The organism is Mycolicibacterium rutilum, from assembly GCF_900108565.1.
GTDB lineage: Bacteria > Actinomycetota > Actinomycetes > Mycobacteriales > Mycobacteriaceae > Mycobacterium > Mycobacterium rutilum.
The window spans coordinates 2,709,714-2,734,597 of the sequence record NZ_LT629971.1; the positions used below are offsets into that span (position 1 = coordinate 2,709,714).

The 24,884-nt window shown below is 65.5% G+C and carries 23 protein-coding genes; 14 read left to right on the forward strand and 9 right to left on the reverse strand.

The window, feature by feature from the left end; all coding sequences use genetic code 11:
* Positions 1–432: 432 nt before the first annotated feature.
* Positions 433–1,206 carry a helix-turn-helix domain-containing protein gene (locus BLW81_RS13220; protein WP_235632257.1) on the forward strand — a complete coding sequence of 258 codons (774 nt, stop codon included), beginning with the start codon at positions 433–435 and terminating at the stop codon, positions 1,204–1,206.
* 48 nt (positions 1,207–1,254) lie between these two features.
* On the forward strand, positions 1,255–2,217 hold the full coding sequence (locus BLW81_RS13225) for a sterol desaturase family protein (protein WP_083410511.1): 963 nt from the start codon (positions 1,255–1,257) through the stop codon (positions 2,215–2,217).
* A 14-nt stretch (positions 2,218–2,231) separates the two neighbouring features.
* Here the strand turns inward: BLW81_RS13225 and BLW81_RS13230 are convergent, their stop codons facing one another.
* A complete protein-coding gene (locus tag BLW81_RS13230) occupies positions 2,232–2,501 on the reverse strand; it encodes a metal-sensitive transcriptional regulator (RefSeq protein WP_083407558.1) in 270 nt (89 codons plus the stop codon).
* A gap of 75 nt (positions 2,502–2,576) precedes the next feature.
* Positions 2,577–3,449, reverse strand: coding sequence for a sulfite exporter TauE/SafE family protein (locus BLW81_RS13235; RefSeq protein ID WP_083410512.1), 873 nt, complete (start codon positions 3,447–3,449; stop codon positions 2,577–2,579).
* Between the two features lie 244 nt (positions 3,450–3,693).
* On the opposite strand from BLW81_RS13235, the gene BLW81_RS13240 reads away from it, so the two are divergent.
* A complete protein-coding gene (locus BLW81_RS13240; protein ID WP_083407559.1) occupies positions 3,694–5,073 on the forward strand; it encodes an MBL fold metallo-hydrolase in 1,380 nt (459 codons plus the stop codon).
* Positions 5,074–5,175: 102 nt separating this feature from the next.
* Here BLW81_RS13240 and BLW81_RS13245 read toward each other — a convergent pair whose 3' ends face one another.
* The 3 genes from BLW81_RS13245 to BLW81_RS13255 all read right to left on the reverse strand — a co-directional run bounded on the left by BLW81_RS13245 (position 5,176) and on the right by BLW81_RS13255 (position 7,186).
* The gene (locus BLW81_RS13245) at positions 5,176–5,823 is read right to left on the reverse strand and encodes a YHS domain-containing protein (RefSeq protein ID WP_235632258.1); all 648 of its coding nucleotides are present in this window, start codon (positions 5,821–5,823) and stop codon (positions 5,176–5,178) included.
* Between the two features lie 115 nt (positions 5,824–5,938).
* Positions 5,939–6,559: a methyltransferase family protein gene (locus BLW81_RS13250; protein ID WP_083407560.1), complete on the reverse strand. Its 621-nt coding sequence runs from the start codon at positions 6,557–6,559 to the stop codon at positions 5,939–5,941.
* A 6-nt stretch (positions 6,560–6,565) separates the two neighbouring features.
* Positions 6,566–7,186, reverse strand: coding sequence for a class I SAM-dependent methyltransferase (locus BLW81_RS13255; protein ID WP_083407561.1), 621 nt, complete (start codon positions 7,184–7,186; stop codon positions 6,566–6,568).
* A 189-nt stretch (positions 7,187–7,375) separates the two neighbouring features.
* On the opposite strand from BLW81_RS13255, the gene BLW81_RS13260 reads away from it, so the two are divergent.
* The 4 genes from BLW81_RS13260 to BLW81_RS13275 all read left to right on the forward strand — a co-directional run bounded on the left by BLW81_RS13260 (position 7,376) and on the right by BLW81_RS13275 (position 11,060).
* On the forward strand, positions 7,376–7,771 hold the full coding sequence (locus BLW81_RS13260) for an ArsR/SmtB family transcription factor (protein WP_083407562.1): 396 nt from the start codon (positions 7,376–7,378) through the stop codon (positions 7,769–7,771).
* Complete coding sequence (locus BLW81_RS13265) at positions 7,768–9,735, forward strand: heavy metal translocating P-type ATPase (protein WP_083407563.1); 1,968 nt, start codon at positions 7,768–7,770, stop codon at positions 9,733–9,735. Before BLW81_RS13260 ends, BLW81_RS13265 begins: the two co-directional genes overlap by 4 nt.
* Positions 9,736–9,805: 70 nt before the next feature.
* Positions 9,806–10,405, forward strand: a complete 600-nt coding sequence (locus BLW81_RS13270; protein ID WP_083407564.1) for a cadmium resistance transporter — start codon at positions 9,806–9,808, stop codon at positions 10,403–10,405.
* A gap of 88 nt (positions 10,406–10,493) precedes the next feature.
* Positions 10,494–11,060, forward strand: a complete 567-nt coding sequence (locus BLW81_RS13275) for a TlpA family protein disulfide reductase (RefSeq protein ID WP_173839618.1) — start codon at positions 10,494–10,496, stop codon at positions 11,058–11,060.
* 670 nt (positions 11,061–11,730) lie between these two features.
* Here BLW81_RS13275 and BLW81_RS13285 read toward each other — a convergent pair.
* Entirely contained in the window at positions 11,731–12,510 is a 780-nt protein-coding gene (locus BLW81_RS13285) for an alpha/beta fold hydrolase (RefSeq protein WP_235632259.1), read from the reverse strand.
* Positions 12,511–12,711: 201 nt separating this feature from the next.
* Here BLW81_RS13285 and BLW81_RS13290 point away from each other — a divergent pair, with 201 nt between their 5' ends.
* The 7 genes from BLW81_RS13290 to BLW81_RS13320 all read left to right on the forward strand — a co-directional run bounded on the left by BLW81_RS13290 (position 12,712) and on the right by BLW81_RS13320 (position 19,835).
* A complete protein-coding gene (locus BLW81_RS13290; protein WP_083407568.1) occupies positions 12,712–12,924 on the forward strand; it encodes a heavy-metal-associated domain-containing protein in 213 nt (70 codons plus the stop codon).
* On the forward strand, positions 12,921–13,892 hold the full coding sequence (locus BLW81_RS13295) for a DUF8832 domain-containing protein (RefSeq protein ID WP_083407569.1): 972 nt from the start codon (positions 12,921–12,923) through the stop codon (positions 13,890–13,892). The genes BLW81_RS13290 and BLW81_RS13295 overlap by 4 nt, the downstream gene beginning before the upstream one ends.
* Positions 13,893–13,932: 40 nt before the next feature.
* Positions 13,933–16,218, forward strand: coding sequence for a heavy metal translocating P-type ATPase (locus BLW81_RS13300; RefSeq protein ID WP_083407570.1), 2,286 nt, complete (start codon positions 13,933–13,935; stop codon positions 16,216–16,218).
* Positions 16,219–16,244: 26 nt separating this feature from the next.
* Entirely contained in the window at positions 16,245–16,523 is a 279-nt protein-coding gene (locus BLW81_RS13305; RefSeq protein ID WP_083407571.1) for a YHS domain-containing protein, read from the forward strand.
* A gap of 70 nt (positions 16,524–16,593) precedes the next feature.
* Positions 16,594–16,923: a metal-sensitive transcriptional regulator gene (locus BLW81_RS13310; RefSeq protein WP_011856766.1), complete on the forward strand. Its 330-nt coding sequence runs from the start codon at positions 16,594–16,596 to the stop codon at positions 16,921–16,923.
* 55 nt (positions 16,924–16,978) lie between these two features.
* The gene (locus BLW81_RS13315; RefSeq protein ID WP_083407572.1) at positions 16,979–19,111 is read left to right on the forward strand and encodes a heavy metal translocating P-type ATPase; all 2,133 of its coding nucleotides are present in this window, start codon (positions 16,979–16,981) and stop codon (positions 19,109–19,111) included.
* Between the two features lie 271 nt (positions 19,112–19,382).
* A complete protein-coding gene (locus tag BLW81_RS13320; protein ID WP_235632318.1) occupies positions 19,383–19,835 on the forward strand; it encodes a pyridoxamine 5'-phosphate oxidase family protein in 453 nt (150 codons plus the stop codon).
* 34 nt (positions 19,836–19,869) lie between these two features.
* Here the strand turns inward: BLW81_RS13320 and BLW81_RS29960 are convergent, their stop codons facing one another.
* The 3 genes from BLW81_RS29960 to BLW81_RS13335 form a co-directional block, all read right to left on the reverse strand.
* Positions 19,870–20,754 (reverse strand): hypothetical protein, encoded by an 885-nt coding sequence (locus BLW81_RS29960; protein WP_083407573.1) that lies wholly within the window; start codon positions 20,752–20,754, stop codon positions 19,870–19,872.
* 205 nt (positions 20,755–20,959) lie between these two features.
* Positions 20,960–23,359 (reverse strand): S8 family peptidase, encoded by a 2,400-nt coding sequence (locus BLW81_RS13330; protein WP_235632260.1) that lies wholly within the window; start codon positions 23,357–23,359, stop codon positions 20,960–20,962.
* A 173-nt stretch (positions 23,360–23,532) separates the two neighbouring features.
* The gene (locus BLW81_RS13335; protein ID WP_083410513.1) at positions 23,533–24,495 is read right to left on the reverse strand and encodes an AAA family ATPase; all 963 of its coding nucleotides are present in this window, start codon (positions 24,493–24,495) and stop codon (positions 23,533–23,535) included.
* Between the last annotated feature and the right edge of the window lie 389 nt (positions 24,496–24,884).

Sequence of the window (24,884 nt, forward strand, 5' to 3'; positions counted from 1 at the left end):
TCACGACGTGAAGTCTTCTCGTCAGTCGTTTGGCTTTCCTAGTCCTTCTATGAAGATTCGATAAAGCCCGACTGGGTGAGCTTCACCGGCTTGGTCGATGGCACGTCTTCGCGCTCGTGGGGCGCCAGGGCGCGCAGTCGTCCCAAGCAGTAAGCGTCCGATCGTAGCGACGGAGCGGTCTTTTGGTTCGCCGTGAACACTGCGCGGGCTCTTCGGTCAGCCGTGCCTACGTCTGGATGCTGGCTACAGGCAGGCCCCAGCCGATGAGAGCGAGGAGATTGGGGACCATGAGCGCTAGGGGTGAGGCAAGCCACCAGCCGCGCGGAGAAGATGGGTTTGCGCACCCACCCAAACAGGCGCGCGGTGACCAGTGCAGCGCGTTCCGGGGAGGCAGCACCAGCCAACGATCGATGCCAAACGCTATCATCGCTTGTGGCGAACGATAGTCCTGGCGGCGATGCCGCTGCCGCGTTGCGCTGGGGCGGGGCGGCGCTGCTGCGGCCGGGGGTGTTGGCCTTCACCGGATCGATCGGCCCCACTGATATCCACGCGCATCACGCCGTTCAGATCATCAACGCGACTACGGCCTTGACTGTGCTCGACGAGCACGCCGACCGGCATCGGGGCACGAAGGTCGTCGTGCCCGCCGACGCACCACACCGGATCGAGGTCGGCGCCCAGGAGGGCACGGTGGTGTTCCTGGAGCCGGAATCCGCGCCGGGACACGCCGCACACTCCCGTGCCGTGCGGTCCGGGTGGACCGTCACCCCGGTGCTGAGTTCGACCCGTCGACGGGCGCTGGCCGCGGTGGTGGACGAGCTGATCGCGCACCTGGCGCCCGCCACCGCCGACAATGCGATCGCGGTACAGCATCCCGCCGTCAGCGAGGCGTTGAGGCTGCTGCCTGACCTGGTGGCTGCAGGACCGGTCAGCGGCACGGAACTCGCGGGTTTGGTTCACCTTTCGGCGAGCCGATTGACGCATCTGTTCACCGAGCAGGTCGGCATACCGCTGCGGCGTTATGTGTTGTGGTCGCGTTTGCGGGCAGCGATCGTCCGGGTTCAGGCCGGGGATGATCTGACCGGCGCGGCGCACGGGGCGGGGTTCGCCGATAGCGCTCACCTGACCCGTACCACCCGCGAAATGTTCGGCCTGCCGCCCTCGGTGCTCAGCCGGCACGTGTCCTGGGATCTCGACAGCGGGTAGCCGAATCATTCAAGCCTCATCACGGTGGTGGCCGCGACGATCGAGGGCATGGGTACGACTTCTTCTCCGACATCGACGAGGGTGATCACTGCGGTCCAGGCGGTGGCCCGCTACGGCTACGTCCCGTTCCTGCTGATCGGCCTCAACGGCGCGGGCATCGCCGTGGCCGCCGCCGGCGCCCCGAAGTACTGGCTGCTGATCATTCTGGCGGCCGCGATCGCGACGGCGTTCCTGGTGGAGCGGATCATCCCGTATGACCCGCAGTGGAACCACGACCGCGCCGATACCACCCGCGACCGCATCCACGTCGCGGTCAACGAAACCCTGATCCTGGCCAGCGTCGCCGCCATCCCGCTGCTGGCCGCGATCGTCCCCGCGCCCCAGTTGTGGCCGCACAGCTGGTCATTCGTCGCACAAGTCCTCGCCGCGATCCTGGTCGCCGATTTCGGCATTACCGTGGTGCATTTGGCCAGCCACAAAATCGGGTTGCTGTGGCGCTTCCACGCGGTGCACCACAGCATCACCCGCTTCTACGGCCTCAACGGCCTGATGAAACACCCCCTGCACCAAACCGTCGAGATGGCCGCCGGGGTGGCACCGCTCATCCTGATCGGGCTGCCCGTCGACGTGGCCTCAGCGCTGGCCCTGGCGGTGGCGATACAGCTGCTGCTGCAGCACTCCAACGCCGACTACCGCATCGGCCCCGCCAAATACGTCCTGGCCCTCAACGAAGGACACCGCTTCCACCACCTCAAATGGGCCGGCATCGGTGACGTCAACTTCGGGCTGTTCACCCTGGTGTGGGACCACCTGATGCGTACCTTCTCGTATGACCCCGCCCGCCGCTTCGACTCCACCCAGCTCGGCATGGCCGCCAAACCCGACTATCCCACCGGATACCTTGCCCAACTGCTCTACCCGTTCACCGGTTCCGGCGGCTGCCACCTCGGATCGGCCCAATCTGACCCCCACCGTGGTTCGGCAAGCAGCACTAGAGGATCGGTGACGTAAGTGGACTTGGGAGGTCAGGCGAGTGCCAAGAAGAGTTTCTCGAGTTCGGCTTCGGTCATCGGCTTTGCGCTCTCACCGCCGTCAGCGGTGATGCATTCGCGCAGGCCGGTCGCGACGATCTTGAATCCGGCCCGGTCGAGGGCCCGCGAGACGGCGGCGAGTTGGGTAACCACGTCTTTGCAGTCGCGTCCCTGTTCGATCATCGAAATCACGCCGGCGAGCTGTCCTTGAGCGCGCCGCAGCCGATTTAGTACTGCGGCGATGCTGTCTTCGTCGCCCACCATTGTGGATTCCTTTCCTGCGGTTTCACCGGGTTCAACAGTACCCGCGGGGGTATGCTTCCCGCGCGCTTACAGCGGTCACCGCGCCGCAGCCGGCTTCATGTGAGCGCGGATGGTCCGACGCAGCGGGCAGTACCTGGTGCAGCTGCAGGTGACATAGACGGCTGCGCCGATGGTGGTCAGGCCTAACGACGCGGCACCGACCACAGGGGTTGTCTCATGCGCGAGGATCACCGCTGCCATCAGCAAGACGAACCAGCCGAACAGCTTGCGCAGCGCTTCGGGTTCGACCCTGCCGGTTAGCCGTCCGCCGATCAGACCGCCCACCACTGCGGCGGCCGTGACCATCGCTGCCAGGCTCCAGTCGATCTGTACGCCGGTCAGGTGTCCGGCTACACCGGCCAACGATTGCATCGCGATCACCACTAACGAGGTACCGACCGCGGCGGGCATCGGAAGTCCGGCCAGCAGGACCAGCGCAGGTCCCAGCAGGAAGCCGCCACCCGCGCCGACGAGTCCGCTCAACGCACCGCCGACGCCACCGAGCACGGCCACCTTGGCCACCTGCACCTGCCGGGCCTCGTCGCCGGAAGTTGTCTTGCGATCGCGCAGCATCGCGATCCCGGAGGCGATCATGATCACTGCGAAGGTGACTAGCAGCACCGTTTCGGGGATGACGCCGGCCAGTAGGCCGCCGCAGAAAGCCCCGGCCATGGCCGCTGCGCCGAATGGTAGAGCGACGCGCCACCGCACGCGCCCGGCACGCATATGAGTGACGACGCCGACCATGCTGCTGACGGCGACGACCAGAAGCGAACTTGCGATCGCCTCCTTGACGTCCAGTCCTGCGACGTAGGTCAGCAGCGGGACGCTCAGGATCGAGCCACCCCCGCCCATTAGTCCCAGCGAGACTCCCACGACTACAGCAAGGACGACGGTCAGGGCCGTCATGTCGGCGACCTCGCAGCGAAACCGCACATCGCAGTGTTCGACACCGTCATGTCGTCCTCCCAGTTGACGTCGTAGCCGCCCCCTTGCCGTGCGATACCACCGGGGGTATGTTGGTACTCATATTACACATACCCCTCCGGGTATACGCAACCTCCGAAAAAGAATACCCCCTCGGGTATCATTGCTTAATGCGTGAGGGTCCCGAGTTGAGGCAGAAGAGCCCCAACGTAGAGAAGGAAAGACGATGATTCTGGAGCAGTACTACATCGAGTGCCTGTCGCACGCGTCGTACCTGATTGGCGACGAAACCACCGGGCGCGCAGTGGTTGTCGACCCGCGCCGCGACATCACCGAATACCTCGACGACGCCGCCAAGCACGGATTGACGATCGAAGGCGTCATTAACACCCACTTTCACGCGGACTTCGTCTCGGGCCACCTGGAGCTGGTGGAGGCCACCGGCGGGTGGATCGGCTTCGGCGCGGCCGCCCACACCGACTACCCGATCCGCCGGTTGTCTGACGGGCAGCACCTCTCGCTCGGCGAGGTCGATCTGGAGATCCTCTCGACCCCGGGGCACACCTGGGAATCGATCAGCGTCCTGGTGCGTGAACGTTCCGGCGTCGAGCCCGTCGCGGTGCTGACCGGTGACGCATTGTTCATCGGCGATGTGGGCCGTCCGGACCTGGCCAATCTGGGTGACGGCTCGACTGCCGACCTAGCTCGGGCGATGTATTACAGCATCCACCACAAGCTGCTGGCGCTGCCCGACAACATCACGGTGATGCCCGCCCATGGCGCGGGTTCGTCGTGCGGAAAAAACCTCTCGGCCGAGCTGACCTCGACGATCGGCGAGCAACGCCGCACCAACCCGTCGGTGCAGCCGATGACCGAGGCCGATTTCGTCGAGCTGATCACCCGCGGCCAGCCCGCGGCACCCGCGTACTTCTCAATGGACGCGGCGATGAACAAGCGGGTTCACCCACTGCTGGATCAGCACCGCAGGATTCCCCCAGTGACCGCGGCTCAGCTACGGGCCGGTCTGCAGGGCGGCGTTCGGGTGGTGGATGCCCGGTCGGTTGATGACTTCGCGGCCGGCCATCTCCGCGGATCGGTTAACGTCGGCTTCGACGGCCGCTTCGCAGAAACCGGCGGCATGGTCGCTGAGGTGGGCGCAAACATTGCGCTGATCACCTATCCCGGTGACGAGCAGACCGCGGCCATGCGGCTGGCCCGCATCGGCTCGGACAACGTGATCGGCTATCTCACCGTCGGCACTGACGGTGCCTTCCCGGTTGAGCTGACCGATCTCGTTCTACCGGCGCCACGGGTCAGCGTCGCTGAGCTCGACCGGCTGCGAGCCGAGTATGCGGTCACCGTGATCGACATCCGCAATCCCGGCGAACGCGACGTCGGCACGATTCCCGGCGCGGTGCACATCCCACTGGCCCAGCTGCGCACCCAGTGCGCAGAAATCCCTAGGGGCAAGCCGATCGTGGTGCATTGCGCAGGCGGCTGGCGCTCCAGCGTGGCCGCCTCAATGATGCGGGCCGACGGATTCGCCAACGTTAGTGATCTGATCGGCGGTTACACCGCATGGAAGCAGGCTCAGGACGCTGTGTGAAAGCCAGCAGCGCCGATTCGATTTGAGACTCGCCCCGCTGGTGAGCCCGATCTCTCAGTCCTGAGTGATTCCGTGCGGGTGGCGAGTGCTGATTGTTTTAGCCTACGCGTATTGCGTTGGTGCGGCGGCGAATCGTTGAGCACACTGCGGTGAGCAGAACCACCAGTCATGACCGGCGTGACGCAGAGAGCTGGCCGCCGTGGCAGGGTCGACGCGCACCCGGCACACCGGGTCGGTGGGATAGCGGGCCGCCGCCAGGCCCACCGCGTAGACCTCTATCGGTGTCGCAATGTTGCGAAGTTGCTTGACTCCTAATGGCTCCAGCGAGAGGCCGCGCTGCGCGTAGGCCCGGCGAACTTTTTCGGTGACCACAGCCTGCCCGGCTCCGGCCAGCGCTGTGAGGCGCGCCGCCACATTCACGCCGTGCCCGAAGTAGTCCATGTCGCGCTGGACCGCACTGCCGTGGTGAATGCCGGCCCGCAGCGCAAGAAATCCGTCCTCCTCGGCGGCGCGGTCAGCGAGTCGCAGGATGGTCGCCACCATCGGCTCGGTCTCGCTGGCTCGTAGCATGACCGCATCACCCATCGTCTTGACGATGGTGACGCTCGGTCCGAGCGACTCGCGGGCCACGGCAAGCAGACGGCCCGCCAGACTGGCGGCTTGTTCATCCCCGCACATTTCCGTCAGGACACTGAATCCGGACAGGTCAACGAACGCGAACGTCGCTTGAACACTGTCACATTCGGTCACTTTGATCGTCCTCTCATTGGCGGCGACGTTGGTCTGTGGGGCGGGGCCGCAGGTCCGCGATCCCGGCGCGGCGACTTACGCCGCGGATACGCCCGTTTTGCCCCATCAGTTAGCTTCAGTGTTGGTGTTCGGGTTGTAGGCGTCCGAGCCCGGGCAGAAAGCGACCCACGCGGGAGGCGTAGTCGGTGTAGGCCACGCCGTGGACCCGGCGCAGGTAGGGCTCTTCGGCCAAGCGCACCTGTGCTTGTATGCCGATCACAGAGGCCATTAGGCCGGCGATCGCCACCGCGTTGGGCACCATGAGCGCCAAGCCGAGGAACGTGACAGTTGCGGCGGCGAAGATCGGATTGCGAACAACTCGGAAGGCGCCGGTGGTGACCAGAGTCGTGCGTTCTGCCTCGCCGATCCCGGTCCGCCAGGACGCGCCCATCGCCATTTGAGCGGCGAAGCCCAAGAGCATGCCCAGCACCGCTGCCGCGACACCGACCGCGCGCAGCACCGAATGATCCAGGAATGCCAGCGGCGACATACCGGCTAGGTCGGCGACGGGTGCGGCGACGCCCACTGTCAGCCAGCCGAGGTCGGTTCCGGCCAGCGCCCACCACTCCAGTGATCCATCCGGGCGCAAGGTGCGCCGCGTGCCGATCTCGCCGGTGCGGCGCCGCTGAATGACCGCACGCAAGGCGCCCATCACCAGCATCATGGCGGCGAACAGCGCCAGCCCAGCAACTGCCATCACCGCTCAACCCCCGATGGGAACCGGCTTGGCCGCAACGCCGAGCAGGTAGTCACCCTGGACTCGGGTGAGCGATCCCAGCACCACCAGGCCGTAGTGGGCCAGTTCATCGAGGAACTGTTCGGCGCTGAATCGGTCGCCGGTGGGGTGATCGAACAGCCGCCGGTAGGTGGAGCGCGCCAGCGCGTGGGAGGTGACTTCCTCGAAGTAGAACCGACCGCCCGGTGTCAGAACCCTGCCGACTTCGGTGATCGCTTCACGCCAGTCCGGGATATGGTGCACGATCCCGAAGTCGAAGACCGCGCCGTAGCTGTCGTCGTCGACATCCAGTGCGGTGCGCAAGTCGGTCGCGCTGCCCTGGGCCAGCCGAACCCGATCCCCGTAGCGGGCCAGGCGCCGGGCGGCGCGGCCGATCATCACCGGGTCCAGATCCACCGCGTCCACGGTGGCCGCCCCGAACCGTTCCAAGATCAGCTGCGAGCCGTACCCGGACCCACACCCGATCTCCAATACTCGTGTGCCGGGCAACAGGCGGCCGCCAATCCGCAACAGCGCCGGCACCTCATAGACGCGTTGCAGCCAGCGCCGCGGCGGCGAATTCACCAGCCAGGTCTCGGCTCGGTTCATCAACACTGCGCATACCATCTTTCTTTGTCGACAACGGCGTTGAGGTATTCCGTCGCTTGGTTCGCTAACTGCATTGTCTGAGCGCTTTGGTGGCCCGAGGTCGTGCCGTCCCGACCCCCCAAGTAAACGCCTGACAGCGCTATCACCATGATTTGACGATTAATGGTGTCGAAACGCTATCATCGCTCTATGGCGATGACAACGGCGAGATCCTCAATGCAGCCGTCCGCGGACCTCACACCGGCGGTAGCGCTGTTTCACAGCCTGTCCGACCCGACACGACTTGCGATTCTGGAGCGACTCGCTGAAGGCGAAGCGCGTGTGGTCGACCTGACCGGCTTGCTGGGGGCGGCGCAGTCCACCGTGTCGGCGCATTTGGCGTGCCTACGCGAGTGCGGCCTGGTGACCGGCCGTCCCGAAGGCCGTCAGGTGTTCTACTCGCTGACTCGACCAGAGCTGATGGATCTGATGACCGCGGCCGAGACGTTGTTGGCTGCCACCGGCAACCAGGTGGCGCTGTGCCCGACCTACGGGACCCGCGGCCGCACCGACGCGACGACGGATGCGCAGGAGACCCGCCGATGAGCGATGCATGCGGCTGCGGCAACGAAGAACCCCGCGGCGCCAACGAGCAGGACCGCGTGCCCGAGCGGCTCTGGCAGATCAAAGAACTGCAGTTCGCCGCCCTCTCGGGAGTGTTGCTGCTGGCAGCGGTGACCGCCGGGTTCCTCGACGCCGCCGAGCCGGTAGTCCTGGCGCTGGAAGCGGTGGCGCTGCTGGCCGGCGCCTACACCTTTGTGCCGTCCACCCTGAAGCGGCTGGCGACGGGAAAAATCGGGGTGGGCACGCTGATGACCATCGCCGCGGTAGGCGCGGTGATCCTCGGCGAGGTCGGTGAGGCCGCCATGCTGGCCTTCCTGTTCTCCATCAGCGAGGGACTGGAGGAGTACTCGCTGGCCCGCACCCGCCGCGGACTGCGCGCGCTATTGTCGCTGGTCCCCGACGAGGCGACCGTGCTGCGTGACGGCGCCGAAAAGACCGTCGCGCCGTCGGATTTGCAGATCGGTGACCGGATGCTGGTCAAGCCCGGTGAGCGTGTCGCGACCGACGGCATCATCCGCCACGGCCGCACCGCGCTGGATGTCTCGGCCATCACCGGCGAGTCAGTTCCCGTGGAGGTCGGGCCCGGTGATGAGGTGTTCGCCGGGTCGATCAACGGCACCGGGGCACTCGAGGTGGAGGTCAGCACCACCGCCGAGGACAACTCACTGGCCCGCATCGTGCGCATCGTGGAGGCCGAGCAGTCCCGCAAGGGCGCCTCCCAACGCCTGGCCGATCGCATCGCCAAACCCCTAGTGCCCGGGATCATGATCGTCGCGGCGCTGATCGCGGGGATCGGCAGCCTGCTCGGGGACTCGGCCACCTGGATCGAGCGGGCCCTGGTCGTGCTGGTCGCCGCCTCACCGTGCGCCCTGGCGATCTCGGTACCTGTCACCGTCGTGGCCGCCATCGGCGCCGCCAGCAAGCTCGGCGCATTGGTCAAGGGCGGTGCGGCACTGGAAGGGCTGGGCAAGATCCGCGGCGTCGCCCTGGACAAGACCGGCACACTCACCGCGAACCGGCCCGCCGTCATCGATGTGGCCACCACCGACGGCGCCACCCGCGCCCAGGTGCTCGCTGTGGCGGCCGCCTTGGAAGCGCGCAGCGAGCACCCGCTGGCCGCGGCGATCCTCGCCGCCGTCGATAACGTCATCCCGGCCACCGACGTCGAGGCCGTCACCGGCGCCGGGCTCACCGGCCACCGCGACGGGCACCGCATCCGCCTGGGCCGCCCCGGCTGGCTAGACCCCGGGCCGCTCGCCGGTGACGTCGCCCGCATGCAGCGGACCGGGGCCACCGCGGTCCTCGTCGAAGACAACGGCGAAGTGATCGGCGCCATCGCCGTGCGCGACGAGCTGCGGCCTGAGGCCGCCGAGGTGGTCGCCCGGCTGCGCCGCGACGGCTATCACGTGGCGATGCTCACCGGCGACAACCAGGCCACCGCCGCGGCGCTAGCCCGCGATGTCGGGATCGAGGACGTGCACGCCGAGCTGCGCCCCGAGGACAAGGCGCGGCTGATCGAACAGCTCCGGGCTCAGCGCCCCACCGCGATGGTCGGTGATGGCGTCAACGACGCCCCCGCGCTGGCCACCGCCGACGTGGGGATCGCGATGGGCGCGATGGGCACCGACGTGGCCATCGAAACCGCCGACGTGGCGTTGATGGGCGAAGACCTGCGCCACCTTCCCCAAGCGTTCAGCCACGCCCGGCGGGCGCGGCGGATCATGCTGCAAAACGTCGGCCTGTCCCTGGGCCTGATCACCGTGTTGATGCCGCTGGCCCTGTTCGGGGTGCTCGGGCTGGCCGCCGTAGTGCTCGTCCATGAACTCGCCGAGATCGTGGTCATCGCCAACGGTGTGCGGGCCGGACGCAGCACACCGCTGGCCGCCGCGCCGGCCGATCCGGCAGCCAGCCCCACTCGCGCGGCGCCGGTCGGCGCGCCATCGTGATCGCCCACCACACCGGCGTGGTCGCGCCTCGGCAGGCCAGCGTCACCGCACGCAACACCAGGCCAGGCCGGTGATCGTGTCGTCGGTCCTGCCCGCCATCGGCCTGTTCATCGCCACAAACATCGACGACATCATCGTGCTCTCGCTGTTCTTCGCCCGCGGCGCGGGACAACGCGGCACCACGGCCCGGATCACCGCAGGCCAATACCTCGGATTTGCGGGGATTCTGGGCGCGGCGGTGCTGGTGACACTGGGCGCCGGAGCGTTCCTTCCCCCAGAGGTCATCCCGTACTTCGGGCTCATACCCCTGGCCCTGGGACTGTGGGCGGCCTGGGAAGCCTGGCGTGGCAACGATGACGATGACGACGACGCCAAGGTGGCCGGCAAAAACGTCGGTATCTTAACCGTCGCAGCAGTCACCTTCGCCAACGGCGGGGACAACATCGGGGTCTACGTTCCGGTCTTCTTAAGCGTGGGACCTGCGGCCGTGGTGGCCTACTGCAGCGTCTTCCTCGCCCTCGTCGCGGTCCTCGTCCTCGCCGCCCGATTCGTCGCCACCCGCCGCCCGATCGCCGAAGTCCTCGAACGCTGGGAACACGTCCTGTTCCCGATCGTCTTGGTCGGCCTGGGCATCTTCATCCTGGTCAGCGGCCTCGCCTTTGAAAACTAGGCAGCTAGGAACACCGGCGGTGCAATCGGCGACAACGTGGTCATCGAAAGGAATTTTCGTGCCGAGCCTCAGGGGATGTACCGCCGTCATGGCAGCCGTTGTCGTCGCCGCAGCCTCGGTCACCGGCTGCACCACCGGCGAAGATGCCGTCGCCCAAGGCGGCACCTTCGACTTCGTCTCACCCGGCGGCCAAACCGCGATCTTCTACGACCCACCCTCGACACGGGGCACGATCGGCGATCTCAGCGGACCCGACCTGTTCACCGACGAGCCGATCCAGCTGTCCGATTTCACCGGCAAGGTCGTCGTCATCAACGTGTGGGGCTCCTGGTGTGCGCCCTGCCGCACCGAAACACCGGAACTGGAAACGGTGTACACCGAGTACCGCGATCGGGGCGTGCAATTCCTCGGCATCGACGTCCGCGACAACCGGGACACCGCACGCGATTTCGTCACCGACCGCAACGTGCAATATCCCTCCATCTTCGACCCCTCACTGCGCAGCCTGATCACCCTGGGACGTAACTATCCGACCAGCGTGGTGCCCACCACGATGGTCCTGGACCGCCAGCACAGGGTCGCGGCGGTGTACCTGATGGCACTACTGGCCGAAGATTTACGGCCGCTACTCGACCGGCTCACCACCGAGCCCTGACACCTCCACAGGGGATACCAGCCTGGCGTCTCCGGTCGCCGTGGCGGCGCTCATCTACTGGTGACGGCTGCGGCAAAAGATCGTCGGGAATGGGCATCGGCGTCATCAACCCTGCCGTGACGCGGCCGGTGTCGCCGACGGGAAAGCCGGTGGTATCGCCGCCAGCCGGAGTACTCGCCACGAGGCGGTGCTCACGATCGCTAGTGGGCGTGATTGCTGCGTTCCCAGCAAGGACGCCCCGGGGGCACGGTCCGATACTGGCAACGAACTCCGCGATAGATCGACATCACCGCTCGACTAACACCGATCTGCAGCGACGAGGTTACTTGCGCGCGCTATCGACGCCCTGACTTATTGCGATTACAAGAGAATCGCGATCAACAATGGGACCGACGTTATGTTCTGATACCCCCCAGGGGTAGCTTGGGGTTGTACCCGCGCGGGTAACCCCTCGACTGGAAAGGGCGAACGCATGAAGGCGCAAGAGAGATTCCGGCGGCTTCTAATAAGTTCAACCACGCGGTCGATCGTCAAGTGCATCGCTCGATGCACGTTTATTGAGGTCATCGGCGGGCGCCAACCTATCAAGGCCGATAAGAGAGTGTCCTGCTGCGGCTGATGGGCTCCGGGCCAGTCGCGCCACCTCGGTTCTCCCTTATGGGCTATGCCATTAGTGCCGATCGCCTTCAGCGTCTGCGCCAGACGCGGCGGCAAGAAACCCTCTGATCGTTGGGCCGAAAGCGTGTGCCATGTCCTCAGCGTCGAGGAATTGGCGGGACATCGAAACTTCGGCCAGTACCCCTCGTGGAAGGACGTCGGCGAGGCTGTGTGCCAAGCACTCGGGGTGACGGGTGTCGTCGCCGGCGATGACGAGTGTCGGAGTGTCGATGCGCCGGAGGTCATCGAGCGTTGCAAAGGCGCGGTCATGGCCGATTGCCGCTGCGGCCGCCGCACTGTTGGCGTCAGTGCGCGGAATAGCCTCAGCGACCAGGTTGGCGATCAGCGGCTGAAGATCAGGAATGAACAATTCCCAGGCGGCCTGCAGACCGCGGGAACGGGCACGCTCGGCGAAACGATCCATCAGATCGGTGTCTGCGGCTTTGTCCGCATCGTCCTCTATCGCTTCAGCACTGATGACCACCGCCGACCGGGCGATACGGGGGTGCTGGAGGCGCGTCCGCAAAACGATAGTGCCGCCCAGTCCGGCGCCGACAAGGTGGGCGCGGGTGTCATCGAGCGCGTGCATGATCGCAATGACGTCGCTGACGTACTGATCCCATCGGTGCAACGTCGGGTCGGGACAACGCGATGCTCCGTATCCTCGAATGTCAGGCAACGCAACGCGATACCGGCCAGCGAGCCGGTCAGCAAGCGGTCGCATGCTGTAGTGATCCGGACCCCCACCATGAAGCATGATGATCAGTTCGCCGCGGCCGACGACCTCCCCCATGAGGGGCCAGCCATCATCTCCGACGTGTAACGCGCGCACCACCAACTGATTCCTCCGTCGTTCCGGGATAGCGCTACGCGCGTCGACACCACACCAGCGGCCCCGGAAAGTAGCCCTTGAAGCATACCCCCAAGGGGTATATGCTCTCTTACGTATACCCGGTAGGGGTATCTACACCCGTCGAGGATAAGGAGATCGGTGATGAGCACGAGCACGTACGCCGTCGCAGGGATGACTTGCGGACATTGCGAGCTCTCGGTGCGCGAAGAGGTCAGCGAGGTCGCCGGAGTTGAAGACGTCGAAGTTAGCGCCAAGACCGGCATCCTGATCGTGACGTCGAGCCGTCCCGTCGACGACGCGCAGATCCTCAACGCCGTCGACGAGGCCGGCTACTCGGCGGTGCGTGTCGCATGAACGCCGCGGGGCGATTGACAGCGTTTGGTGCAGGACTGGCAGTGGCGTTCACGGCTGCATACGTCACCGCCGCAGCGGTCGTCCCTGATACCACGGCGACAATTGCCCAGGCCCAAACTTCCGATGCTGCAGCGGATCACAGCGCGCCGCTGACCGAGCAGACGTCGCCAGTCGTTCCCTTCGCCGATCCGCCGGGGTTGTCGTTGGCCGAAGGCGGATATGTCCTGAGCCCGGTGCGGTCCCCCAGCGCACCCGACGATCGTGGAACGTTGAGCTTCACCATCGTCGACCCGGGCGGCACGCCGCTGCTGGACTACGCGACCGTGCACGACAAGCAGCTGCACCTCATCGTGGTCCGTTCCGACGGCCAGCACTTCGCCCATGTGCACCCATGGCTGGACGCGGCCACCGGCACGTGGTCAACGCCGTGGACGTGGAACGCCGCCGGCACCTACCGCGTGTTCACCGACTTCCAACCCGCAGGGGCGGGCAGCGCCAAACTCACCCTCACCCGAACCGTGCAGGTGGCCGGTGTGTTCGTCCCGGCGGTGCCGAGTGCCACACGCACCGTGGATGAAATCGCCGGATACACCGTGAAACTCGACGGTGCACTCACCGCGGGCGTCTCCCGCCAACTCACCGCGACAGTCACGCGCGACGGCCGGCCGGTGATGACCATGCAGCCCTACCTGGGGGCTTACGGCCATCTCGTTGCCTTGCGTGAGGGAGACCTGGCGTATCTGCATGTGCACCCTGAGGGGGCCGAGCCGGTACCGGGCGGCACCGGTGGGCCTGCGGTGTCGTTCGCGGCGACCGCACCCACTGCCGGGCGCTACCTGCTCTACCTCGACTTCAAAGTCCAGGACACCGTGCACACCGCCAGCTTCGTCGTCGACGCCGCACCCGGTGGCGCCAACGAGCCCGCGCCAGAGCCGTCGCGTGACGCCGGCCATGCCGGCGGGCACTGAGCTATCCCGTCCGAATCAGAAACTGAAAGGCAGTGGCTTCATGACGACATCGACACCGGTGTCTGGCTCGAGTGTGGAACTCCGCATCGGGGGAATGACCTGCGCCTCCTGCGCCAACCGCATCGAGCGCAAGCTCAACAAGCTCGACGGCGTGGCCGCGACAGTCAATTACGCGACGGAAAAGGCCACCGTCACGGTGCCTGACGGATACGATCCGGCGCTGCTGATCGCCGAGGTGGAGAAGACGGGCTACACCGCCGCGCTCCCGACACCGGGCACGCCGATGCCCTCCGACACATCCGGTGACACCCCGCACGCCGTGGACACCCCCGACCCCGAACTGGCGTCGCTGCGGCACCGCCTGAGGGCCTCGGCCGTCCTGACGGTGCCGGTCGTCGCGATGGCGATGATCCCGGCGCTGCAGTTCACGTACTGGCAGTGGGCGTCGCTCACGCTGGCGGCCCCCGTCGTCGTGTGGGCAGCCTGGCCATTCCACCGGGCCGCCTGGGCCAATCTGCGCCACGGCACCGCGACCATGGACACCCTCATTTCCCTGGGCACCGTATCGGCATTCCTATGGTCGCTGTATGCGCTGTTTCTGGGCAGCGCCGGCACCCCAGGTATGAAGCATCCCTTCGTATTCACCCTGGCACCGTCGCACGGCTCCGCCAACATCTACCTCGAAGTCGCCGCCGGCGTAACCACGTTCATCCTGGCCGGACGCTACTTCGAGAAGCGGTCCAAACGGCAGGCCGGAGCGGCACTACGAGCCCTGCTCGACCTGGGCGCCAAAGACGTATCCGTCCTGCGCGACGGGGCGGAAACGAAGATCGCCATCGAAGAACTCGTGGTTGGCGACGAGTTCATAGTCCGTCCGGGGGAGAAGATCGCCACCGACGGCGTGGTGGTGTCCGGTTCCTCGGCTGTCGACGCCTCGATGCTGACCGGCGAAGCGGTACCCGTGGAAGTCGCTGCCGGAGACACCGTGGTCGGTGCCACCGTCAACGCCGGCGGCCGCCTGCTGGTGCGGGCCACTCGCGTCGGCTCGGACACCCAGTTGGCCCAGATGGCCCAGCTGGTCGAACGCGCCCAGACCGGCAAGGCCGAAGTGCAACGCCTGGCCGATCGCATTTCCGGCGTCTTCGTACCGATCGTCATCGCGATCGCGCTGATCACCCTCGGCGCCTGGCTGGGCGCGGGATTCTCAGTCGCCGCCGCGTTCACCGCAGCGGTCGCGGTCCTCGTCATCGCCTGCCCCTGCGCCCTCGGGCTGGCCACGCCCACCGCCCTGCTCGTGGGCACCGGTCGCGGCGCACAAATCGGCGTGCTGATCAAAGGTCCCGAGGTGCTCGAATCCACTCGCAAGGTTGACACCGTGGTGCTGGATAAGACCGGAACCGTCACCACCGGCAAAATGACGCTGGTCGATGTCATTACAACGCCGGAAACCGAACGCGCGGAGTTGCTTCGACTGGCCGGCGCCCTGGAGAACGCCTCCGAGCACCCCATTGCCCAAGCCGTCGCCGCCGCGGCGGCCGAGGAACTCCACGCCTTGCCCGTTCCGCAGGACTTCGCGAATGTCGAAGGTAAAGGCGTCCACGGCATCGTGGATGGACACGCCGTCGTCGTTGGGCGCGAATCACTTCTGGCCGACTGGGCGCAACACCTCAGCCCAGATCTGTCCCACGCCAAGACCCGCGCGCAGGCCCAGGGAAAGACGGTGGTAGCGGTCGGGTGGGACGGGCAGGCGCGCGGTGTACTCGTCATCGCTGACACCGTGAAACCGACAAGCGCACAGGCAATCTCGCAGATGCGCGACATAGGGCTGACCCCCGTGTTGCTCACCGGCGACAACGAAGCCGTCGCTCGGCAGATCGCCGCCGAAGTCGGCATCGACGACGTCATCGCCGAAGTCATGCCCGAAGGCAAGGTTGACGTCATCGCCCGCCTCCAAGCCGAAGGCAAGACGGTCGCCATGGTCGGCGACGGAGTCAACGACGCGCCCGCCCTCGCCCAAGCCGACCTCGGTCTGGCGATGGGCACCGGCACCGACGTCGCCATCGAGGCCTCCGACATCACCCTGGTGCGCGGTGATCTGCGCAGCGCCATTGACGCGATCAGGCTGTCCCGCGAAACACTGTCGACGATCAAAACCAACCTGTTCTGGGCGTTCGCCTACAACGTCGCAGCGATCCCCGTCGCAGCACTGGGCATGCTCAATCCGATGCTGGCCGGAGCCGCAATGGCATTCTCCAGCGTCTTCGTGGTGGGCAACAGCCTGCGCCTGCGCCGCTTCACAACCACTTCCGCCGACACCACCAGTTAAATCACCGCCATCTGTGAGGAGAACCAATGTCCGACATTCAGAACTCCACGTCCGGCTGCTGCTGCAGCGGCACAGCCGACAAAATCGATACCTCAGCCATCGACCCTACGGTAAGAAACCTGCTTGACCTCGGATCGCAGAACGAGACCACCTGCCCTGTAATGCCCGGCACGCCGGTGAACAAGACGGTCGCCGAAGCGGCGGGACTATTCCGTGACTACCGCGGTCGGCGTTACTGGTTCTGCTGCAAGGGATGCGGACCACGGTTCGACCGGGACCCCGACAAGTATGCCGCCGTCGCATGACCGCGACCCTCGTCGCGCACTCCTCGCCGGACACCCGAAGTTAGTCACCACCACGCACAAGGAAAGCGTCATGACCCACGCCGACAACACCAGGCACTGCCCATCAACAGGCACCACCCACCACGGCTACATCACCGATAAAGACAAATACCTCAAGCGGTTGAAGCGCATCGAAGGCCAAGCCCGCGGCATCAGCAGAATGATCGAAGAGGAGCGATACTGCATCGACATCCTGACCCAAACAGACGCGCTCACCAAAGCCCTCCAAGGCGTCGCGCTGGCACTGCTTGACGACCATCTTCGCCACTGCGTCCGTGACGCCGCCGCCACCGGCGGACCGGCCGCTGACGCCAAACTCACAGAAGCCTCTGAAGCCATCGCCCGCTTGGTGCGTTCCTAACACCCACATCATCAATGCGCGTCGACTGAAACGCGAAGTCCCCTAAGGAAAGAACATGACAAACCGCGATGATCACGGCGTAGCAACATCCCACCCCGACAGGCAGGCCCACCACCAATTCCCCAGCGGACACCCTGACACCCACCCACACGGTGAACACCACGGTCATGAGAATCACACCGGCCACACCGGCCATAGTGGCCACGGCGGTGACCACGTGGCTCAATTCCGCAAACTCTTCTGGATCAACCTGATCATCGCCATACCGGTCGTCGCGTTCTCAACCATGTTCGCGATGCTGCTCGGTTACGACGTCCCCGACTTCCCCGGCGCACGCTGGATCGCGCCGCTGCTCGGGACAGTGATGTACGTCGTCGGTGGCCGCCCCTTCCTCACCGGTGCGCTGAACGAGATCCGTTCCCGCAAACCAGGAATGATGCTCCTGATCGGGTTAGCGATCACCGTCGCCTTTTTCGCGTCCTGGGGCGCGAGCTTGGGCCTGCTCCACCACGAGCTGGAGTTCTGGTGGGAACTCGCACTTCTCATCGTCATCATGCTGCTCGGTCACTGGGTAGAAATGCGCTCGCTGGCCCAGACCACCTCAGCGCTGGACTCACTGGCCGCACTACTTCCCGACGAAGCCGAGAAGATCGACGGCGACCGCACCGTCACCGTCTCGCCGGCCGACCTGAACGTCGGCGATGTCGTTGTAGTGCGACCCGGCGGCAGCATCCCTGCCGACGGCAAGATCGTCGATGGACGCGCCGACATGGACGAGTCCATGGTGACCGGCGAATCCCGGCCCGTTACCCGCGGCGTCGGGGATCCCGTCACAGCCGGCACCGTCGCCACCGATTCCGGGCTTCGGGTCGAGATCACCGCCACCGGCGACGACACCGCCCTAGCAGGAATCCAACGCCTGGTCACCGAAGCGCAGAATTCGTCCTCGCGTGCCCAGCGCCTCGCTGACAAGGCCGCCGGCTGGCTGTTCTGGTTTGCCCTGATCACCGCCGCGATCACCGCGGCGGCATGGACGATCGTCGGCGACCCCGATGCCTCGGTGGTGCGAGCGATCACCGTGCTGGTCATCGCTTGCCCTCATGCGCTGGGCCTGGCGATACCACTGGTCGTGTCCATCGCCACCGAACGCGCCGCCAGAGGCGGCGTCTTGATCAAAGACCGGCTGGCCCTGGAAGGTATGCGCACTGTCGACGCCGTGCTGTTCGACAAGACCGGCACCCTGACCAAAGGCGAACCCACCGTCACCGCCGTCGAGGCGTCCGGAGACGACGACGGCGACACCGTGCTCGCGCTCGCCGCAGCCGCCGAGACCGACAGTGAACACCCCCTGGCGCGGGCCATCGTGAAAGCCGCCGAGGATCGGGGCTTAACCGTACCGCGCGCCAACGGCTTCTCATCCTCTCCTGCCGTCGGTGTGACCGCAACGGTCGACGGGCACGAAATCCGAGTAGGCGGCCCCCGACTCCTCGAAGAAGTCGGCGCCCAGGAGGTTCCCGCGGCCACCGCGTGGCGCGACGAAGGCGCCATCATTCTGCACGTCATCCGCGACGGAAAGGTGCTCGGCGGCCTGCGCTTGGCCGACGAGATCCGCCCCGAATCCCGCGAAGCCGTCGATGCGCTTCACAAGCTCGGCGTGCACGTCGTCATGATCACCGGCGACGCCGAAGCCGTCGCCAATAGTGTCGGCCATGAACTGGGCATCGACCGGGTGTTCGCGGGGGTGCGCCCCGAAGACAAGGCGTCGAAAGTTGCTGCCCTGCAACACGAGGGCAAGAAGGTTGCCATGGTCGGCGATGGAGTCAACGATGCCCCCGCCTTGGCGCAGGCCGATGTCGGTATCGCCATCGGTGCCGGCACTGACGTCGCCATTGCTTCCGCCGGTGTCATCCTGGCCAGTTCCGACCCCCGCTCGGTGCTGTCGGTCATCGAGCTGTCCCGCGCCAGCTACCGCAAGATGAAACAGAATCTCTGGTGGGGCGCCGGGTACAACCTCATCTCAGTGCCCCTGGCTGCTGGCGTGCTGGCACCCATCGGCATCGTGCTGCCCATGTCGGTCGGCGCCATCCTCATGTCACTGTCAACGATCGTCGTCGCGCTCAACGCGCAACTTCTGCGCCGCCTCGATTTGGCGCCCGAGGCGAGCACCCGTGCCGTTCTCAACCGTTAGGAGACGGCCCGCCATGTGGAGCATCCGGCGACCATGTGAAGTTCGAATCGCCGCTCCCAACCAAGTGGAGCTTCGCACGAAGATGAGCGAATGCAGTCGCCGGTCGAAGTTCTCGGTTATCCGTCGACCGCCGGTACCTTCGGATGCGCCGTAGACGGCGTGTAGCTGATCGACAAGCCGCCCAGTCGGAGCCGGGAAGCGGAGCAAGGAGCGCCAGTGACCGACCTCGCCACTGTCGAAAATTCGATTCGACGACGGTCGTTCGGCAACCCTGTCGACGCTCGATAGCAGCGGCAACCCCCACGCAACGGCCGTCACGTACGCAGCGGCCGGTGAAGGCACAAACCTGACGTTGTACATCACGACCCGGACTACGAACATCAAGGTGAGAAACATTCGACGACGACCACAGGTAGCCTTCGTCATTCCCGTGCCGCACCGCTTTCTCCCCATGATGCCGCCGGCAGCTATCCAATTCGCGGGGTCGGCCGAAATACTGAACCACGAAAACGCCGACGCGCGAGGGGCATTCCATGCGGACTGGTTCCTCCGTCGCATTCTCGTCGCCGAGGAGCGCATCGTCTCTCAGAGTGCTGAGCTGTGCTTCATCGCGGTCCGGCCGAGGCGATGGTTATCCACCTACGGCATCGGAATGTCGGCCCTCGACATCCTGCGTCATCCGGGCGACGCCATCGGGCGGGCAGACCTGACGGGCGGAAACTAGCCGTCAGGCCGTGGATTGGCCACTCAGGCGTAGGTCAATGCACATGGTCGTGGTCTTGGTGGTCGTCTAGCGGCGTCGCTGCCGGAAGCGGCTCGCTGATGGGCACGGGCGTAGCCTGCTCAGGCGCGCCGCCAGAGCCAGCGCCAGGCGCAGGAGCTTCGACTGGGCGCACGGCAGGCGGGGGAGACGTCGGCTCCGGATCGTGATTGTCATGGTCGTCGACGTGTTCTGCACTGGTTCCGTGACCATCGGAGGCGGGCTCCCCAGCGGGCGCTGCAGGGGATGGTTCAGGATGGCTGTGATGGTCGTCAGTCTGCCCTGCACCAGGTCCGTGGTGATGAGCCCCTGCTTCAGCGCCGGCTGGGGCGTGGTGGCCGTGCCGTAGACCAGAGGCAGCGCCCACTGTGGACGCCAACGTGACGATCCCAATCGCGCCCAGGAGCACCATGGCACTGCCGAAGGCGGGCACCGGTTCTCCTTGAAGGCCGCGGTGCCAGACCCAGCCAGCGCCCATGACGACATAGATCTGAAGCAGCAACGCGCATAGGTCCGCGGCTTGGATCAGTTCGGCTTGACCGGCGTGGGGCCCGAGCGGCGCTCCCGCGGTTCTCGACACGGACCAAAGCGCAATAACGGCAAGGTTGACCATGATGCCAAGGGCCAGCACCGGGGTGGTGGTACGGGTGAGTACTAGCCGCGCCCACAACAGTTGGAACAGCGCGATGCCAGCGAAAAACAGGCCCGCTGGCATCCATTCCTGCCAGTGGGCGGGAACGACGGCGAAATGGATGACAGAAGCGCCTAGTGAGGCGAGCGCGGCAAGCCGAGCCGCTAACCGGCTGTCGGTCTTCTTCGCTGTCCTAGGCGCCACCGAACCAGGATGACAGCGCCACCCTCGACACTGGCGGCATGAGGCCACATCTCAATACGAACGAGATTCATTCGTCATCAACTACTGCCGCCCTACGTAGATGGCTCGATGCGACCCTTGGTCTGCGCGTCTCAACCCTCGCCGTTCGGCGATAACCAACACCGGCTTCTCTTGAGACCTCGCCGATGCGGCAGTAGCGCACGTCGCTGTTCGCGTCCGGAAACGGCTCAGATTGTCGCCGGGACTACGCGTGTCACTGTGTCCTGGTGCGCAGTCGTATTTGCAGTTGTTGACGAACGTCCTGGTGGATATCAGCACGAATGGTTGGGGCAACTTCAAGTGTCGCCGCCAGTCCGTAGCGAATTGGTGCCGCCAGGCGTCCTACGTCGACGCGACAGTCGACGTTGATCTCCAGCGCATCGCTGGCAGTGAACACGACGGCCCGCTGACCTTCAAGAATCTCGTGTTGAACCGTACCGTTGCGGGACACGCGCGCTTCAGCTTCCAGGCGCTCGACTCCCAGTGGCTGACGCGGCGGCTCGAAAGATAAACGGGCCATACGATGTCGGCGCGTCGCTGTGTTGACCGGGGAAAGCCAGGCCAGGGTTATCGTCAGCCGTCGCCAGTCGGTCGTCGCAGCCAGGCTGGCCGGCAGAGGCAGTGCAAATGTCTGGCGTTGGTCGGCTGTGATGGACCCGGCGCCGAGGAGGAGAACTCTGTTGGTCGCGGCTGTGACGATCCGTTCGGCGTCGATGGCGCCGTAGCCAAGTAGCTGAGAGATGTCACGACGGTTGAGATCGGCGCCGCCGCCTATGGTGCGGGTCAGCCCCTCGCGTATGGCGCCCCAGGATGCGGCGTGAACAAGCAAAGCCTTGGCAAGCACAGGATGGTATTCGGCGGTGGCGAACGGTGGTTCGCCGTCGGCGGACTGTAGGGCTTCAAGCACATCGAAGATGTGGTCGGCGGTGCGCGTCGCGAGGGCGGTGGCATTGCTGGTTCCGTGCAGATAGGCCGTTCCGTTGAGCGCGCCGCCGTGTCCGGGTGCGGCGACGCGCATACCGGGGCCGGTGATCGTTGTTTCCGCCGGATACAAGGTCGTGGTTCCTTCGGCCGAAGGCGGACGCTGGTGCAGACTTCGACCGCCGGGCAGCAGTATCTCCGGTTTTACCGAGTTGCGGTGGCCGAAACCCACGGGACTGTAGAGCGCGGGCATTCCCGCGTCGGCGCTGTCGAGCACCGTGTCGCTGGTTGGGGTGGTCGCGGCGTCTGCATGCAGGGCTCCCACGGAGATGACGTTCACCGCCTCAGCGGGGGAGAGGAGTCGTCGACGGCGCGCCTGCGCGTACATGGCGGTGCCCACCGCGCGCCGTAGTTCGGATACATCGAGCAGCGCTGCTGCGGGGATGTCGGCATCAATGGGATGGTTGCCCGCGCTGACCAGGATCAGCACGTTGTACGTGTGGGCGAGCCAATCCAACAATTTCGCTAGGGGGCTGATTCGGCGTACGAACATCTGGATGGGGTCGCCGATGGACAAGTTGACGATTCTCACGCTGAGAGCCGCAGGATCGTGTTGGCCGTGTCGCTCGAACAGGCGTCGAAAGGCTTCGTGGATGAGGTCGACTAATAGCCGGTCCCTCAGCACGGTTTCGCCTTGGCCACTGAATGGGTGTGGCTGCATGATCGGCCGCACGTACACGCGGCGCTGTGTTGATTCGCCGGGAGCGTTGAGGTCGCCGTGGCAAATCAGCGACGCCATGGCGGTGCCGTGCTGCATCTGTGATGCGGTATAGGACGCAGCGATCTGGTCAGGATCGTCGATGATCAGACGTTCGGAGAGGACGATGTGACCGGCCATCGGCAGGCCATCGAGCAGGGCGATCCGTGGACGTCGGTCGACGGGCTTCACCGAAAACACCTCGGGCTCAACAGGTTCGTCGGAGGGCGCTGCTGACGGAAAGGTCATCGGCCGTGCCGGGGACACATACATGATGGTGTCGGTAGTCAACAGTGCGATCGCGTCGGGCCCGCGATCAAGGACCGCTTCGACCTGACTGTAGGGGATATCAGCGAGAATGGCGTGATAGCCGATGCCGGTGAGTGTCGATTGAGTGATGACTTGGCCGCCGGCTGCGGTGATGAGTTCCCGCACAGTCGTTTCGGCAACCGCCCGGCGGGCGGCATCGCGGCGGAACCACAGCTCGACTTCGACGCGGGCCGTGGTAGCTGACTGTCCCACGACGGCGACGTCTTCGCGCCAGCGCTCCAGCAGACCGGTCTCACGGACCCGATCTTGGGGTCCCCAGCGCCTCACCTCGCGCAACAGCGAAAAGACCTCGCGTAAGGGCGCTAACCCGAAAGGCATTGCTGCATCGCGGTTCTCCTGCCATCGCGCGAAGAGGGTGAGGAGCTCAACGACGGCCTGGCTGTTCGACATCACAACATAGAAACTGTCGGTCACGGCATCGTCGCTCGGTTCGCCATCGCGTACGGCGTGGAAGTCGTCGTCGGCTGCGAACTCGTCGCCATCAACTTCGAGGAGGAACTCCAGGCCGGGCACACGGGCTGCGGCTCGCGCGAACTCGGCTACGGGTGCGGCGAGGTCGAAGACCACCACAAGCTCGGGATCGGCTTCACTGGTGTCACCGTCCACGTCGACGCGCCCAGCCTGCAGAGCCTCTTGGAGAGCGGCGAACTGTGGTGCTAGCCGCTGCCCTTGCCGGGCCGGTTCCGGTCCGGCGATGCGAGTTCCAGGAAAGCGGGGCGCGCCGGTAGGTATAGGCCCGGTCACCGGGGCGCCGAACGACAGCGGTGGACGCGGAGAGGTCACATCTCCCTTATGGCGTTGCGCTGCTTGAGCCGTTCGCGCACCACATCCTCGACACGGCCATCGGGTAGCGACAACACATAGCGCCGCATGACATCCAGCGCGAACTCCTCAATGTCGGCGTAGCTGGCGCCCGCAAGCTTGTCGGCGAGGGTGCGCGGCGCCATACCGAGGTTCCCGCCGAGCCGCATACGCAGCTGCTCGAGAAAAACCGTGGCCTGTATGCGCGACGGGGGAGGCAGTGTTAACCGCACCTGAAAGCGGCGCCACGCCGCGCGGTCGAGCAGTTCGCCATGGTTGGTCGCGCAGACGGCGACGACGTGGGAGGGCAAGCGATCGATCTGTAGGAGCAACGTCGAAACGACGCGCTTGATTTCGCCGGTTTCGTGCGCGTCGGAGCGCTCCTTTGCGATGGTGTCGAACTCGTCGAAAAAGAGCACGCAGCGCCGAGTCCTTGCGAACTCGAAAACGTGATCGATTCGACTCGTTGTCTCTCCAAGAAAGCTAGATACAACTCCCTCGTAACGCACGGCGTAGAACGGCACCATCAACTCCGCTGCCAACGCTTCTGCAAGCGAGGTTTTACCGTTACCAGGCGGACCTTCCAAAAGGATGCGGTTACGCGGTTCCAGGCCGTGGCTGCGGAGAAGCTCGCTACGGTGATGCTCCTCGATGATCTCGGTCACCGCCGCCGTGACGGCAGGCGCCAGATGCACCTCTGACAATCGCCGCTTAGGCACAATTTCGGTGACCAGATCAGCGACCTGGCGGGCGGTGTCATCACGGGCGAGCAGGCTGCGAGCACCGGCAGTGGTGATCAATTCAGACAGACGATCAGCCACAAGATGGTGCTGATTATTGCGCTCCTCGGCGATGATCGCCTCCACCAGCATGCGAAAGCGGGCGACGTCGCCACGCTGCTGCGCCTCGACCAGATCAATCACCAGGTCAGACCTCGCCATGGCCCCCTCCTTGCACAATGCCGCTCGCTCGATCATTGCAGATGCGCGCACCACCGCGGGTTCAGCGCCGCACAATGTGGTGCCCTCTAGCAGCGCCAAGAGCCTCCAGATAGCTGTCCGAGGATTCCTTGCCCGCTCAGCCACCGGCCCCGCGCTGGCTGGCCCACAAGCTGCCCGGAGGTGTCACTGGAGGCGCAGTGGTGTGCCGCTAGCGATCGTCGGCGCCCGGTTGCCTAGCTGACTGGTGTGGACGCGACACCCGTTCCAATCGGCGGGATGATCATCGAGTCCTAGAGTGCGGCGACTGGTGCGGGGTCGCTCCGGCGTCGAAGGCGGCCACGTCCAGGGAAGGCCGGTTACTGTCAGCCCAACCGGAAACAAGTCCTTGA

Excerpts from the sequence above, each read along its gene's own strand:
- BLW81_RS13225 (WP_083410511.1), top strand. The coding sequence starts at position 1,255 with ATGGGTACGACTTCTTCTCCGACATCGACGAGGGTGATCACTGCGGTC.
- BLW81_RS13230 (WP_083407558.1), bottom strand. The coding sequence starts at position 2,501 with ATGGTGGGCGACGAAGACAGCATCGCCGCAGTACTAAATCGGCTGCGG.
- BLW81_RS13235 (WP_083410512.1), bottom strand. The coding sequence starts at position 3,449 with ATGACGGCCCTGACCGTCGTCCTTGCTGTAGTCGTGGGAGTCTCGCTG.
- BLW81_RS13240 (WP_083407559.1), top strand. The coding sequence starts at position 3,694 with ATGATTCTGGAGCAGTACTACATCGAGTGCCTGTCGCACGCGTCGTAC.
- BLW81_RS13250 (WP_083407560.1), bottom strand. The coding sequence starts at position 6,559 with ATGGCAGTTGCTGGGCTGGCGCTGTTCGCCGCCATGATGCTGGTGATG.
- BLW81_RS13255 (WP_083407561.1), bottom strand. The coding sequence starts at position 7,186 with ATGAACCGAGCCGAGACCTGGCTGGTGAATTCGCCGCCGCGGCGCTGG.
- BLW81_RS13260 (WP_083407562.1), top strand. The coding sequence starts at position 7,376 with ATGGCGATGACAACGGCGAGATCCTCAATGCAGCCGTCCGCGGACCTC.
- BLW81_RS13265 (WP_083407563.1), top strand. The coding sequence starts at position 7,768 with ATGAGCGATGCATGCGGCTGCGGCAACGAAGAACCCCGCGGCGCCAAC.
- BLW81_RS13275 (WP_173839618.1), top strand. The coding sequence starts at position 10,494 with ATGGCAGCCGTTGTCGTCGCCGCAGCCTCGGTCACCGGCTGCACCACC.
- BLW81_RS13285 (WP_235632259.1), bottom strand. The coding sequence starts at position 12,510 with ATGGGGGAGGTCGTCGGCCGCGGCGAACTGATCATCATGCTTCATGGT.
- BLW81_RS13290 (WP_083407568.1), top strand. The coding sequence starts at position 12,712 with ATGAGCACGAGCACGTACGCCGTCGCAGGGATGACTTGCGGACATTGC.
- BLW81_RS13295 (WP_083407569.1), top strand. The coding sequence starts at position 12,921 with ATGAACGCCGCGGGGCGATTGACAGCGTTTGGTGCAGGACTGGCAGTG.
- BLW81_RS13300 (WP_083407570.1), top strand. The coding sequence starts at position 13,933 with ATGACGACATCGACACCGGTGTCTGGCTCGAGTGTGGAACTCCGCATC.
- BLW81_RS13305 (WP_083407571.1), top strand. The coding sequence starts at position 16,245 with ATGTCCGACATTCAGAACTCCACGTCCGGCTGCTGCTGCAGCGGCACA.
- BLW81_RS13310 (WP_011856766.1), top strand. The coding sequence starts at position 16,594 with ATGACCCACGCCGACAACACCAGGCACTGCCCATCAACAGGCACCACC.
- BLW81_RS13315 (WP_083407572.1), top strand. The coding sequence starts at position 16,979 with ATGACAAACCGCGATGATCACGGCGTAGCAACATCCCACCCCGACAGG.
- BLW81_RS13335 (WP_083410513.1), bottom strand. The coding sequence starts at position 24,495 with ATGGCGAGGTCTGACCTGGTGATTGATCTGGTCGAGGCGCAGCAGCGT.